We start from the raw sequence: 14,749 nt of genomic DNA, 5'->3' as shown, positions 1-14,749 counted from the left end.
TCAGATGAATTTAAAGATTGCTATTTATCGCTATAATCCTGACGTAGACACTAAGCCTTACATGAAGGATTACACGTTGGAAGTGGCTGACGGTACCGATATGATGGTGCTTGATGTGCTGATGCAACTTAAAGTACAAGATCCAACATTGGCGTTCCGTCGCTCATGCCGTGAAGGTGTGTGTGGTAGTGATGGTGTCAACATGAATGGTAAGAACGGCCTTGCGTGTATCACGCCAATATCTACCTTTAAGGGTAAGACTATTGAGATCCGCCCACTACCAGGCATGCCTGTCGTACGTGACCTGATTGTAGATTTGACTCAGTTCTACAAACAGTACGAAAAGATTAAACCTTATTTGATTAACGATGAGAAAACGCCTGCGCGTGAGCATCTGCAATCACCTGAAGAACGTGCACACTTAGATGGTCTTTACGAGTGTATTATGTGTGCTTGTTGTTCTACAGCCTGTCCATCGTTTTGGTGGAACCCAGACAAGTTTATCGGTCCAAGTGGTCTATTACATGCTTATCGATTCCTTATCGATAGCCGTGATACCGCGACTGAAGAGCGTTTGTCTGAGCTTGATGATGCATACAGCGTATTCCGTTGCCATGGCATCATGAACTGTGTGGATGTTTGTCCGAAAGGATTGAATCCGACTAAAGCCATTGGACACATTAAGTCAATGTTGCTTAAGAGAGCAGTGTAAATGCAACAACCTGAGCTGATTCTAATAATGATATAGCTCATGAAGAGTCACTTCTTCTTTGAGAGGAAGTGGCTCTTTTATGTAATGGAACTACACATGTGCCGTACAATCTGGATTCTCGGGGCGGCAGATAGATTGCAATTGCAGTGCGATTAACTGGGATTGCATTTTTAAGACTTTGGCTAAACACGTGTATCAAGTTTGAAAGGAATAGAAATGCACCAAGGCATCATGAAAGCCTGGCTCGATTCGTCTCACTTAAGTGGCGCGAACTCGACCTATGTAGAAGAGATGTATGAAGCCTATCAAGAAGACCCACAGTCAGTATCAGACGACTGGCGCGCGGTATTTGATAACCTCCCATATGCCAACGGCGCAACAGATGTGCCCGAAGCTGCCCACTCAAAAGTACGTGAATATTTTCGTAGTTTAGCGTTAGAAGGCCGCCATAAGAGCTCTGCTCGTATTACCGACCCTGATGTGGATGCTAAACAAGTTAAAGTCCTACAGTTGATCAACGCTCACCGTTTCCGCGGTCACCAGAATGCGAATCTGGATCCCCTCGGTTTATGGAAGCGCGATGCCGTCACTGAACTGGACCCTGCCTTCCACGGCTTAACTAGCGACGATATGGATCGTGAATTCAACACAGGTTCATTTGCGCACGGTGGCGACACCATGAAGCTAGGTGATCTTGTGAATGCACTGAAGGCCACCTACTGTGGTGCTATCGGCGCTGAATACATGCATATCACAGATACCGATGAGAAACGTTGGATCCAACAACGTTTGGAGCCATCCTTAGGTAGAGCTAATTACGATAAATCCACCAAACTCCGTATTCTCGAAGGCCTTAACGCCGCCGAAGGTATGGAAAAATACCTCGGCGCCAAGTTCCCCGGTGCTAAGCGCTTCTCACTCGAGGGCGGTGACGCACTCGTGCCCATGATGCGTGAAATCATCTACCGTGGTGGCCAAGCCGGTACCAAAGAGATGGTCGTGGGGATGGCTCACCGTGGTCGTTTAAACCTATTGGTGAACATTCTCGGTAAAAAACCGTCAGAACTGTTTGATGAATTTGCTGGTAAGCACAGCGACGAATTACTCGGTTCAGGCGACGTTAAGTATCATCAAGGTTTCTCCTCAGATTTTGAAACGCCAGGTGGCAATGTTCATCTAGCCCTTGCGTTCAACCCATCGCACCTTGAGATAGTTAACCCTGTGGTGATGGGCTCTGTCAGAGCACGTCTCGATCGCCGCGGTTGTAAAACCGGTCTGCAAGTAATGCCCATCACCATCCATGGTGACAGTGCTATTGCAGGTCAGGGGATAGTACAAGAGACATTTAACATGTCTCAAACCCGTGCCTTTAAAGTGGGTGGCAGTATTCGTATCGTAGTCAATAACCAAGTGGGCTTTACCACTAACTTGACTGAAGATACTCGCTCAACAGAATACTGTACCGATATCGCTAAGATGGTGCAGGCGCCGATTTTCCACGTTAATGCTGATGATCCTGAAGCCGTTGCCTTCATTGCGCAGCTGGCGGTTGATTACCGTAACGAGTTTAAGCGTGATGTGGTTATCGATCTGGTTTGTTATCGTCGTCATGGTCATAACGAAGCCGATGAGCCAAGTGCTACGCAGCCATTAATGTACGCCAAGATTAAAAAGCATCCGACGCCGCGTAAGATCTATGCCGAGCGTTTAATCGAAGAGAGCACCTTAGCTGCTGATGAAGTCACCAGCTTGATCAACGACTACCGTGATGCACTCGATAAAGGTGATTGCGTCGTTAAAGAGTGGCGCCCTATGACGCTGCATACGGTTGACTGGACGCCTTATCTTGATCGCGAGTGGGACGAAGCCTACCCAGGTGAAATGTCTATCGAGCGTCTGCAAAACTTGGCTGACAAGTTAAGTTATGTACCTGAAAATCATAAGTTACAGTCACGTGTCGCCAAGATTTATAAAGATCGTGTTGCCATGGCAAAGGGTGAAAAGCTGCTCGATTGGGGGTTTGCTGAAACCTTAGCCTACGGCTCAATTCTTGAAGATAACAAGCGGGTACGTATTACGGGGCAAGACTCAGGTCGCGGCACCTTCTTCCATCGTCATGCGGTATTACACAATCAAAACGATGCAACGGCTTATTTACCACTGCGTAATGTGGCCGACGAGCAAGGCCCTATCGATATCTCTGATTCGGTATTGTCTGAAGCATCAGTACTGGCGTTTGAATATGGTTACGCCACAGCCGAGCCTGGCGGATTAACGCTTTGGGAAGCCCAGTTTGGTGATTTCGCTAACTGCGCGCAGGTCGTGATTGACCAGTTCTTGTCATCGGGTGAGCAAAAGTGGGGCCGCTTATGTGGCTTAACCATGCTGTTACCACACGGTTATGAGGGTCAAGGTCCAGAGCACTCCAGTGCGCGTCTTGAACGTTTCTTGCAACTTTGTGCTAACCACAATATGCAAGTGTGCGTGCCATCAACGCCTGCGCAGGTTTATCACATGCTACGTCGTCAAGTGGTACGTCCTATGCGTCGTCCATTGGTGGTGATGTCGCCTAAATCGCTACTGCGTCATCCATTAGCCGTATCGAGTATGGAAGAGCTTGCCACTGGCACCTTCCAAAACGTGATTGCGGAGATCGATGAGCAAGATAGCAGCCAGGTTGACCGCGTCGTGTTCTGTAGTGGTAAAGTGTACTTTGAGCTGCTTGAAAAGCGTCGCAAAGAGAATCTCACTAATATTGCACTGATCCGTGTCGAGCAATTGTATCCGTTCCCACATGAGGACATGGTACAAATCCTGGCGCAATATCAGCACGTTAAAGATTTCGTTTGGTGTCAGGAAGAGCCGCAGAACCAAGGTGCCTGGTATTGTAGCCAACACCATTTCTGGGCGGCGATTCCAGCAGGCGCACAGTTAACCTACGCAGGCCGTGAAGCATCTGCTGCCCCTGCTTGTGGTTACCCAGCACTGCATGCTCAGCAACAAGAATCTCTAATAAATAGCGCATTAAAACTGTAGTAATTGATAATTTAAAAAGGATAGCTTTCCATGAGTATCGAAATTAAGGTACCCGTACTGCCAGAATCAGTTGCTGATGCAACCATCGCCACTTGGCATGTCAAAGCTGGCGAGCAAGTGACTCGTGATCAAAACTTGGTTGATATTGAAACCGATAAAGTGGTACTTGAAGTGGTTGCGCCAGAAGATGGTTCAATCGTTGAGTTTCTAGCCGAAGAAGGCGACACCGTTCTAGGTGAAGCTGTGATTGCTAAATTTGTTGCTGGCGCGGTTGCTGGTCAAGAAGTGACTAAGGCGCAAGCTGAAGCACCACAAGAAGCGGCAAGTGATGAGTCAAATGATGCGCTAAGTCCATCTGTTCGTCGCTTAATCGCCGAACATAATGTGGATGCAGCTCAAGTGAAAGGCACTGGCGTGGGTGGACGTATCACGAAAGAAGACGTTGAAGCCTTCGTAAAATCAGCCCCTGCTGCGAAACCTGCATCAGCGCCTGCTGCTGTTGTAGCCCCACTAGGCGAGCGTAGCCAGAAGCGTGTACCTATGACACGTCTGCGTAAGACCATTGCCAATCGTCTACTTGAAGCGAAGAACTCAACTGCAATGTTGACGACGTTCAACGAAGTGAACATGAAACCTATCATGGACATTCGTAAGCAGTATCAAGAAGTGTTTGAGAAGCGTCACGGTATTCGTCTAGGTTTCATGTCTTTCTACGTCAAAGCCGTGACTGAAGCCCTGAAGCGTTTCCCAGAAGTTAACGCCTCTATCGATGGTGATGACATTGTTTATCATAACTATTTCGATGTGAGTATCGCGGTATCGACCCCACGTGGTTTGGTGACGCCAGTACTGCGTGACACCGACACCATGAGCCTTGCTGAGATCGAACGTAACGTGCGTGAATTAGCCATCAAAGGCCGTGACGGTAAGCTGACTGTTGATGATATGACAGGCGGCAACTTCACCGTGACTAATGGTGGCGTATTTGGCTCACTCATGTCGACGCCTATTTTGAACCTGCCACAAAGTGCGATTTTAGGCATGCATGCCATTAAAGATCGCCCGATGGCTGTTAATGGTCAGGTTGAAATCCTGCCTATGATGTACCTAGCATTGTCTTATGACCACCGCATAGTCGATGGTCGTGAGTCTGTTGGCTTCTTGGTTGCCATTAAGGACTTCCTCGAAGACCCAACTCGTCTATTGCTCGACCTGTAAGACGACGTTGATTCGATGCCTATCGCTTTGGTGGGCATCACCCTCGCTACTGGCTCCTATGAGCCGGTTGGATTTGATAAGAAGTATACGGATAGATCATCATGAATTTGCATGAATATCAGGCAAAATCCCTATTTGCCGAATATGGTTTACCAGTGTCAGAAGGTTTTGCTTGTGATACCCCTCAAGAAGCGGTAGAAGCGGCAGGCCATATTGGCGGTGATATGTGGGTTGTTAAGTGTCAAGTACACGCAGGCGGCCGTGGTAAAGCAGGTGGCGTTAAAGTTACCGGCGACAAAGAAGAGATCAGAGCATTTGCTGAAAATTGGTTAGGTAAGAACCTTGTCACTTACCAAACTGACGAAAAAGGCCAGCCAGTTGCTAAAATCTTAGTCGAAAGCTGCACCGATATCGCTAACGAACTTTATCTTGGCGCTGTTGTTGACCGTGCGACCCGTCGCGTGGTGTTTATGGCATCAACTGAAGGTGGTGTTGAGATTGAGACTGTGGCTGAAGAAACGCCAGAGCTTATTCACAAAGCCATTATCGATCCGTTAACGGGTCCACAGCCTTACCAAGCACGTGATCTTGGCTTCAAATTGGGTCTAAACCCAACACAAATGAAGCAGTTCACTAAAGTGTTCATGGGTCTTGCTAAGATGTTCAACGACCATGATTTCGCACTGCTTGAGATCAACCCGCTGGTTATCACGACCGAAGGCAACATTCACTGCCTAGACGGTAAGATAGGTATCGATGGCAACGCATTGTTCCGTCAACCAAAAATCCGCGACATGCACGATCCATCACAAGATGACGCGCGTGAAGCACATGCGGCTAAATTTGAGCTTAACTATGTTGCCCTCGACGGTAACGTAGGTTGCATGGTAAACGGTGCCGGCCTAGCAATGGGTACCATGGACATCGTTAACCTACACGGCGGCAAGCCAGCTAACTTCCTAGACGTTGGCGGTGGAGCGACTAAAGAGCGCGTAGCTGAAGCATTTAAGATCATTTTGTCTGACGCTAACGTTAAAGCGGTTCTGGTGAACATCTTTGGTGGTATCGTACGTTGTGACATGATTGCCGAAGGCATCATTGGCGCAGTGAAAGAAGTGGGTGTTGAAGTGCCAGTTGTGGTTCGTCTTGAAGGTACTAACGCTGATCTCGGTCGCGAAGTATTGGCTAACTCTGGTCTTGACATTATTGCAGCTGAGTCACTAACTGACGCTGCTGTTAAAGTTGTTGCTGCTGCGGAGGGCAAATAATGTCTGTATTAATCAATAAAGATACCAAGGTCATTTGCCAAGGTTTCACTGGTGGTCAAGGTACTTTCCATTCTGAGCAAGCTATCGCGTATGGCACTCAAATGGTTGGTGGTGTTTCTCCAGGAAAAGGTGGTCAAGTTCACTTAGGTCTTCCAGTATTTAATACTGTAAAAGATGCCGTAGCTGAAACGGGTGCAACAGCAACCGTTATCTATGTACCAGCCCCTTTCTGTAAAGATGCCATTCTTGAAGCTATCGATGGTGGCATCGAGCTAATCGTTTGTATTACTGAAGGCATTCCTACTCTGGATATGCTGCAAGTTAAGGTTAAGCTTGAAGAAACTGGCGTGCGCATGATCGGTCCTAACTGCCCAGGTGTTATCACCCCAGGTGAATGTAAGATTGGTATCATGCCTGGTCACATCCACAAGCCTGGTAAAGTGGGCATTGTTTCTCGCTCTGGTACCCTAACGTACGAAGCGGTTAAGCAAACTACCGATGAAGGTTTCGGCCAATCAACTTGTGTTGGTATTGGTGGCGACCCAATTCCAGGTACTAACTTCATCGACGTATTGGAAATGTTCCAAAACGATCCACAAACAGAAGCCATCGTGATGATTGGTGAAATTGGTGGTACGGCTGAAGAAGAAGCGGCTGAATATATCAAAGCTAACGTGACTAAGCCTGTTGTTTCTTACATTGCTGGTGTGACTGCACCAGAAGGTAAGCGCATGGGTCATGCTGGTGCGATCATCGCTGGTGGTAAAGGTACTGCAGAAGATAAGTTTGCAGCACTAGAAGCGGCGGGCGTAACTACCGTACGTTCACTTGCAGATATCGGCAGTGCACTACGTACTAAAACAGGTTGGTAATCTTACCCACTTGTAAATAGGCGCCTTAGGGCTAATGCCGATCAGTTAAGCATATAAACGATCAGTTGACCGATCTTTAAAAGGCTTCAAAATCCAATATCAGAAATGATATTGGATTTTTTTATGTCTTTAGAACAAGCTTTCTGCACCGCTTTTGAATACCACCAAGAAGCCACAGCCTTTACCAATCTTAATCACTTATTGGATGAAAACATCATCCAGCAAGCCTTTGAAACTGCTGGGGTCGCCACAGTAAGAAAACGTCGCTTACCCCTTGATGCAGTTATGTGGTCTGTCATTGGTATGAGTTTTTACCGACAACAGTCTGTATGGGAGCTTGCGACTCATATGGAGTTGATGCTACCAGGTAAAAAGAAGCTCATTGCCCCCAGTGCTCTTGTTCAAGGGCGCCAGAGGTTAGGTGTGCAGAGTATGAAAAATGCCTTTCAAATGATGGCAAAACATTACTATAGCAACACTCAATTTGAGACGTGGTGTGGACTGAATTTATTAGCCGTTGATGGTGTAGTCTGGCGCACTCAGGACACCGCTGATAATCGTAATGCTTTTGGCTCACCATCAAATCAACATGGTGACACCTCATTTCCTCAGGTTCGTATGGTGTGTCATATGGAGCTCACTAGCCATCAACTGATAAATAGCGCGTTTGATGGTTATAAAACGAGTGAAATGAAGCTAGCAGAAGCGCTCATACAGTCAACTCCAGACCATAGTCTCACGATGTTCGATAAAGGTTTTTACTCCTTAAACTTGCTACATCAATGGCAACTAGGTGGTGAAGAGCGGCACTGGTTAATCCCTGCGAGAAAGGGGCTTCAGTACGAGGTTTTACACTCAAATGGCCGGTTAGATAAACAGGTGAAATTGGCAATAACCGCCCAAGCCAGACAACAAAACCCAGCGCTACCGACGCATATAGAAGCGAGGCTGGTGACAAAATCAATAAAAGGTAAGACGCATCAGGTATTAACCTCAATGGTCGACCCATTACGCTTTCCAAGTGCTGACATCGTTGAGTTATATAATCATCGATGGGAAATAGAGCTTGGCTACCGAGAGATGAAACAGACCCTACTAAACAGCGAGTATACGCTAAGAAGTAAAAAATCAGAGATGGTAGAACAGGAACTTTGGGGCTTACTACTTGGCTACAACCTGATGCGTCAAGCAATGACTGAGGCCGCGTCAAGAAAAGGAATATGGGCCAATCGCCTCAGCTTCAGTAACTGCGCGAGTACGATACTAAGTTACCTAGCAAGATTACCACTGATGAGCCCAGGAAATTTACCCAATCATTACGAGCAACTGATAGAAATGCTAGGTAACTTCGAGCTACCAACGAAACGAGAAGATAGGGTGTACCCAAGGGCTATAAAGTCAAAACCAAGCAAATATCCCCATAAAAAGAAAAATGCCAATCAGCTTAACTGACTGGCATTAGCCTTAGGGCGCCTTTTTTGTGGGTTATTTTTGAGCTTTCAGTTTGATAACTTACGACTATAACCATTAAACGCCGCTATCTTGCCTCTGTTATGTCAGTTGTTGTATCAGTTAATCGTGCTGTGTTTTTTATCAGGCTGTCATATAACTGTATCGATATAAAAAGGCATTTTTTTGCTGCTAAAAATTATTGAACAACCCAAAATCCTATGATAAAAATTGCCGCGAAAAAGAGCAGGTATGATGTAAATGGGTGTCAGGTCATCGTCCCAATTAACGTGTTATCCAAATGCAATGAAGGAGAGATATTATGAAGCAGCTGTTTGGTGCAATGATAGCTTGTACTTTATGCCTTGGTGCGACTCACTCTTTTGCACATGAGAAGCCACCTGTCGATGCTAAACCGCTTTCTGAAGTGATTAAGGCATTAGAAGCGCAGGGCTACTCGCCCATTACTGAAGTCTCTGTTAAAAGGGACCAGTGGGAAGTGGAAGCTTACAAAGATGGAGTCGAGCGTGAGCTGCGTATCGATCCTATCGATGGCAAAATTCTTTCAGATAGATTAGACGATTAAGCCGAGGTCATGCTTGGGTTAATTTGAGATTTAAAATGTAAGCAACCCGTTTATTGATAAGCATTGTGATGTCGAAGGTGACTGCCGCGTTTAGGCGTTGTCTCCTTAGGCTTATGCATTGACTCCTCAAATGTGAAAAGCGACCAATGAAAAAGGGATCCTAGGATCCCTTTTTCATATCAGCTGGCTATCAAGATTAACTTGGCTATATCGCCTCTGGTCTGTTAACCATTAAGCATCGCCGTGATCGCACTCATCATTGGTGCAAACACCGTAGAGATAGAGGCTATGATTGGTTAATTTAATATTGTGCTTCATCGCTATCTCATCTTGACGACGCTCAATCATATCATCGGAAAATTCAATCACCTTGCCGCAAGATAAACAGACTAAATGATCGTGATGATGTTGTGATGATAATTCGAAAACCGCCTTGCCGCTTTCGAAGTGATGTCTGGTGACAATACCTGCATCATCAAATTGATTTAATACGCGATAAACAGTTGCTAACCCAATTTCTTCACCAATATCGAGTAGCTTTTTGTACAGTTCTTCTGCACCGATGTGCTGATTTTCAGGTCCCTGCATCAGCTCGAGGATCTTGACTCGTGGTAAGGTGACCTTTAATCCCGCTTTCTTTAGCGCTTGATTTCCATCTGTCATTATTAATCTCTTGATTGCAGAACCTTAGCATCGCCAATAAAGGTTCAGTTGTTGATAATGGCAACCATTATAGGGGCTGAATTTAAAAACTTAAACCTTTGATCTTGCATATTGTTCGCTTAGTCAGCAAATCGAGTGCAATTGATTGTTTGCTGGTAAAATATAGCGAATTTTACACATACTTTTTATAGTGGTATTTATACTAATGCCCAATACACCTCGCCACTGTGTTCTGGCAGGCTTAAATTGAACATAGGCGTATTGGATATATGGCAACGAGTCAGTATTAAGATAACAATAACAAGGAAAGCAGATGTATCGGCAGATCGTGATATTAACCGGGGCAGGCATCTCTGCCGAGTCAGGGCTCAGAACCTTTAGGGATCAAGACGGGCTATGGGAAGAACATAAAATAGAAGATGTAGCGACCCCAGAAGGGTACGCGCGTGATCCTGAAATGGTGGAGCGTTTTTATAACGAACGCTGGCAGCAGCTGCATGACGGCCATATCGAACCCAACGAGGCGCATAAGGCCTTAGCCCGACTCGAGCAAGAGTTTGATGGTCAGCTACTCGTGGTGACGCAAAATATTGATGACTTGCATGAAAGGGCGGGTTCTCGCCGCTTACTGCATATGCACGGTGAGCTCACAAAAGGGCGCTGCCCTCGTTCACAACAGACATTTTTGCTGACAGATCACTTTGGGGTTAATCATACCTGCACCTGTTGCATACCGGCCCAGCGCCTGCGGCCTCATGTGGTGTGGTTTGGTGAGATGCCTATCGGACTAGATCGTATCCAACATGCGCTCGATACTTGCGATCTATTCATTGCCATCGGCACCTCGGGGACGGTTTACCCGGCCGCCGGATTTGTTGACACGGCTAATCATCACGGCGCGCAAACAGTTGAAGTTAATATTATGCCCGCCGATCGCCACAGTCAGTTTCAATATCATCTGCAGGATAAGGCCAGCCGCATTTTGCCACATATGGTTGATACGATTTTGCGTGGTGACAAGATTAACGATGAGCTAATAGGTGCGCCGCAGTAATGCAATTAGACATAGAACTGGATACAAGCGTGGCGCTCGATAGGATGTTGGCCAGTCAAAATACTCAGACTGACAAGTTAGCGATTATTATGCGCGGCTTACCTGGTAGCGGCAAAAGTTATTGGGTTGAGCAGTTTATTGCAGCGCAGCCTGCCGCAGTCGCGCAACAGATAAGGCTTAGGGGTTATTTTTCGACCGATAACTTATTTTATCAACAGGGGCAGTATCAGTTTAATCCCAGTCGGCTGAGTGAATACCATCAACGTAATTTAACCCTGTTTATTCAGGCGTTGGCACGGGGTGAGCCCATAGTCATCTGTGATAATACCAATATGGCCTATTGGGAATATATGGCCTACGACGCGGCGGCAAAGGCACTAGGGTATCAGGTGCGCATCGTGTTAATTGGCGAACCGCTGGATGAAGTGCATCAGCAACTCTGCGCCGAGCGTAATCAGCATGGGGTGGGATTAAAGCAAATTCGCGCTATGGGCAAACAATTTGACGATTTTTAAATCGGTAAGTTTGGTGGCTGCATTGCAGCCCGAATATATCAACTGAGATAAGGACGTGCAGTTTGACGGTGTCGCCTTGATGGCGCTCACTTAGCGAGTGCCAATAACTTGGTTTTATGTATAGCTTTTCTTGATGGCATTTTATTTGTATTTGAAATTTAACCTTTAAGTTGTTAATTTTTAACATTATAAAGTTTTATCGCCCCCCAAAATTTGCTTGCCCATATAGTGGCAGGTGTCCTCTCTTTATTTGCCAGCAAGCCTTTTGGCCACTCACACATTACGCCAAAGTGTAAATCCAGACTGACAAAACCTTAGACTAAAGTTATACCATTTTGGCGAGTTAACACTTGCTTTACGTTCGCGTAAACGTCAGAGTAATATTATTTGAAATTGATCACAGTTCATCACGTGTTCTCAACATGTGGTTCGAGCAAAAAATACCGAGATGGAGCGGAAGATGACTACAGAGCAAACAAACCAAGATATCGTGATTGTCGCGGCGAAGCGCACCCCTATGGGGGGCTTTCAAGGCGCGCTATCGAGTGTCACATCGCCAACACTGGCTGCCACCGCAATTAAAGCCTTGATGGATTTCACGTCAATTGCAGGCGCTGACGTTGATGAAGTACTTATGGGGTGTGTATTGCCAGCGGGTCTTGGTCAAGCGCCGGCGCGTCAAGCGTCGTTAGGGGCTGGACTGCCATTATCGGTTGGTGCGACCACAGTCAATAAAGTCTGTGGCTCTGGAATGAAAACGGTGATGTTAGCGCATGATCTCATTAAAGCGGGTAGTGCCAATATTGTTATCGCTGGTGGTATGGAAAGCATGAGTCAAGCCCCTTATCTACTCGACAAGGCCCGAGGCGGCATGCGTATGGGTCATGGCAAGGTGATGGATCACATGTTCCTTGATGGCCTCGAAGATGCCTATACCGGTGGTGCTATGGGGACGTTTGCCCAGAAGACCGCTGATGACTTCTCCATTAGTCGTGAAGCGATGGATAACTTTGCGCTAAGCTCACTGCAAAAAGCCAATGCCGCGATTGAATCTGGCGCGTTTAAAGCTGAAATTACCCCGGTGACAGTATCGAGCCGACGTGGTGATGTCGTGGTCGATACCGACGAGCAGCCAGGGAATGCGCGTCCTGAAAAGATCCCCACACTACGCCCCGCATTCGCCAAAGAAGGCACTATCACTGCCGCAAACTCAAGTTCAATTTCAGACGGCGCTGCCGCACTCATGCTCATGACCCGCGAGCAGGCCGATGCAAAGGGACTGGAGGTGCTGGCGACCATTAAAGGTCACACGACTCACGCTCAAGAGCCGTCGATGTTTACCACAGCGCCTGTTGGCGCCATGACTAAGTTGCTCGACAAGGTTAACTGGACTAAAGCCGATGTCGATCTATTTGAGGTCAACGAAGCCTTTGCCATGGTCACCATGCTAGCGATTTCAGAGCTCGGGCTAGACGAAACCAAGGTTAACGTCAACGGCGGTGCTTGCGCATTAGGCCATCCAATCGGTTGCTCTGGCGCCCGTGTGCTAGTGACCTTGATTCATGCCTTAAAAGCAAAAGGGCTTACGCGCGGCGTGGCTTCATTGTGTATCGGTGGCGGCGAAGCCACCGCTATGGCGATTGAAATCTAATCCATTTGCTCGGGCTGATAGATGTGCTATTGGCCCATTGGCATAACCTCAGTTAACGATGTGAGTTTTTAGCTGTCACTTACATTTTTGTCTTAGTTAAAAAGATCTTAGGAAAGCAATATGACTATTCAAGTTAAACATTACATCGATGGTGAATTTACCTTAGGCCAAGGCACTCAGCAGATCTCGGTAACTAATCCGGCTAATAATGAAGTGATCGCGACCATTAACGCTGCGACTACATCAGAAGTTGAAATTGCTATCGCTAGTGCGAAAAAAGCCTTTACGACATGGAAAGAGGTGCCTGTATCAGAGCGTGCTCGGGTAATGTTTCGCTATCAACATCTACTAAAAGCCCATCATGATGAGATTGCAACGATTCTGGCTCAAGAAACGGGTAAAACTTTTGAAGACGCCAAAGGTGATGTGTGGCGTGGTATCGAAGTGGCTGAGCACGCTTGTAACATTGCTAACCTAATCATGGGTGAAACCGTTGAAAACGTGGCGCGCAGTATCGATACCTACAGTTATACCCAGCCTTTGGGCGTATGCGCTGGTATTACACCATTTAACTTTCCGGCGATGATCCCATTATGGATGTTCCCGTTGGCGATTGCCTGCGGCAACACCTTTGTACTTAAGCCGTCGGAGCAAGATCCGATGACGCCGCAGCGCTTGGTCGAACTGTTTGAAGAGGCGGGCGCACCCAAAGGTGTTCTGCAGCTAATTCATGGTGACAAAACGGCGGTCGATGTGCTGCTGACGCATCAAGATATTAAAGCCATTTCCTTTGTCGGCTCAGTTGGCGTGGGTCAATATATCTACAAGACGGGTACCGATAATCTTAAGCGTGTACAAGCCTTTGCCGGCGCTAAAAATCACTGCGTGATCATGCCCGATGCTAATAAACAGCAAGTCATTAATAACTTGGTTGGTGCATCTGTCGGCGCCGCGGGTCAGCGTTGTATGGCGCTGTCGGTAGCAGTATTTGTGGGTGAAGCGAAAAACTGGATCCCTGAGCTACGTGATGCCATCGCCAAAGTCAGACCGGGCTTATGGGATGATAAAGACGCAGCCTATGGTCCTGTTATCAGCCCTGCGGCGAAAGCTCGCGTGCTTAAGCTGATTGCTCAAGGCAAAGAAGAGGGCGCCGAATGCCTGCTCGACGGTAGCGATTTCACTGTCGAGGGCTATGAAAGCGGTAACTGGGTCGGACCGACTATGTTCACTAATGTGACTACAGAGATGAGCATCTACCAAGAGGAGATCTTCGGGCCTGTGTTGTGCTGCATGGAAAGTGATTCTCTTGAAGACGCTATCGAGATAGTCAACGCCAGCCCATATGGTAACGGTACCTCTATCTTTACCGCGAGCGGCGCGGCGGCGCGTAAGTATCAGCATAATATTGAAGTGGGCCAGGTGGGGATTAACGTGCCGATTCCTGTGCCGCTACCTTTCTTCTCGTTTACGGGGTGGAAAGGCAGTTTCTATGGCGATCAGCACGCCTATGGAAAACAAGCGGTGCGTTTCTACACTGAGACCAAGACCATCACCGCGCGCTGGTTTGAATCGGACATCTCCGATGTTGAGCATCATGCGCCGAATATGACGATTGCCCTGAAATAACGTGAAAGCCTTGGACTAATGGGTCCAAGGCTTTTCATCATGTGTTTACCGCTAATAATCAACAATCAACAAGTAACGCACCGATATTAAAAAATGCCG

At 47.0% G+C, this 14,749-nt stretch carries 12 protein-coding genes; 11 read left to right on the top strand and 1 reads right to left on the bottom strand.

Going from position 1 to position 14,749, the window contains the following annotated elements; all coding sequences use genetic code 11:
- The first annotated feature begins 4 nt into the window (after positions 1-4).
- The 7 genes from AC5YB1_RS12020 to AC5YB1_RS11990 all read left to right on the top strand — a co-directional run bounded on the left by AC5YB1_RS12020 (position 5) and on the right by AC5YB1_RS11990 (position 9,141).
- Entirely contained in the window at positions 5-712 is a 708-nt protein-coding gene (locus AC5YB1_RS12020) for a succinate dehydrogenase iron-sulfur subunit (protein ID WP_475516575.1), read from the top strand.
- Between the two features lie 216 nt (positions 713-928).
- Positions 929-3,748, top strand: a complete 2,820-nt coding sequence (gene sucA, locus AC5YB1_RS12015) for a 2-oxoglutarate dehydrogenase E1 component (RefSeq protein ID WP_494519371.1) — start codon at positions 929-931, stop codon at positions 3,746-3,748.
- A gap of 30 nt (positions 3,749-3,778) precedes the next feature.
- Positions 3,779-4,966, top strand: coding sequence for a 2-oxoglutarate dehydrogenase complex dihydrolipoyllysine-residue succinyltransferase (gene odhB / locus AC5YB1_RS12010; protein ID WP_494519370.1), 1,188 nt, complete (start codon positions 3,779-3,781; stop codon positions 4,964-4,966).
- A gap of 101 nt (positions 4,967-5,067) precedes the next feature.
- Entirely contained in the window at positions 5,068-6,234 is a 1,167-nt protein-coding gene (gene sucC / locus AC5YB1_RS12005; RefSeq protein ID WP_475516578.1) for an ADP-forming succinate--CoA ligase subunit beta, read from the top strand.
- Positions 6,234-7,106 carry a succinate--CoA ligase subunit alpha gene (sucD, locus tag AC5YB1_RS12000; RefSeq protein ID WP_110458162.1) on the top strand — a complete coding sequence of 291 codons (873 nt, stop codon included), beginning with the start codon at positions 6,234-6,236 and terminating at the stop codon, positions 7,104-7,106. Before sucC ends, sucD begins: the two co-directional genes overlap by 1 nt.
- A gap of 123 nt (positions 7,107-7,229) precedes the next feature.
- On the top strand, positions 7,230-8,558 hold the full coding sequence (locus tag AC5YB1_RS11995) for an IS4 family transposase (RefSeq protein WP_494519369.1): 1,329 nt from the start codon (positions 7,230-7,232) through the stop codon (positions 8,556-8,558).
- A gap of 319 nt (positions 8,559-8,877) precedes the next feature.
- Positions 8,878-9,141: a PepSY domain-containing protein gene (locus tag AC5YB1_RS11990; protein ID WP_494519368.1), complete on the top strand. Its 264-nt coding sequence runs from the start codon at positions 8,878-8,880 to the stop codon at positions 9,139-9,141.
- Positions 9,142-9,372: 231 nt separating this feature from the next.
- On the opposite strand, the gene fur is transcribed toward AC5YB1_RS11990, so the two are convergent.
- Positions 9,373-9,804, bottom strand: coding sequence for a ferric iron uptake transcriptional regulator (gene fur, locus AC5YB1_RS11985; protein ID WP_110458160.1), 432 nt, complete (start codon positions 9,802-9,804; stop codon positions 9,373-9,375).
- A gap of 313 nt (positions 9,805-10,117) precedes the next feature.
- Here fur and cobB point away from each other — a divergent pair, with 313 nt between their 5' ends.
- The 4 genes from cobB to AC5YB1_RS11965 all read left to right on the top strand — a co-directional run bounded on the left by cobB (position 10,118) and on the right by AC5YB1_RS11965 (position 14,650).
- Positions 10,118-10,858, top strand: coding sequence for a Sir2 family NAD+-dependent deacetylase (gene cobB / locus AC5YB1_RS11980; protein ID WP_475516580.1), 741 nt, complete (start codon positions 10,118-10,120; stop codon positions 10,856-10,858).
- Between the two features lie 44 nt (positions 10,859-10,902).
- Positions 10,903-11,373, top strand: coding sequence for an ATP-binding protein (locus AC5YB1_RS11975; protein WP_494521634.1), 471 nt, complete (start codon positions 10,903-10,905; stop codon positions 11,371-11,373).
- A 460-nt stretch (positions 11,374-11,833) separates the two neighbouring features.
- Positions 11,834-13,024: a thiolase family protein gene (locus AC5YB1_RS11970; RefSeq protein ID WP_494519367.1), complete on the top strand. Its 1,191-nt coding sequence runs from the start codon at positions 11,834-11,836 to the stop codon at positions 13,022-13,024.
- Positions 13,025-13,144: 120 nt separating this feature from the next.
- Complete coding sequence (locus AC5YB1_RS11965) at positions 13,145-14,650, top strand: CoA-acylating methylmalonate-semialdehyde dehydrogenase (protein WP_494519366.1); 1,506 nt, start codon at positions 13,145-13,147, stop codon at positions 14,648-14,650.
- Positions 14,651-14,749 lie beyond the last annotated feature (99 nt).

Source organism: Shewanella sp. 433, assembly GCF_059338565.1.
This window is presented reverse-complemented; position numbering and strand designations above follow the sequence as displayed.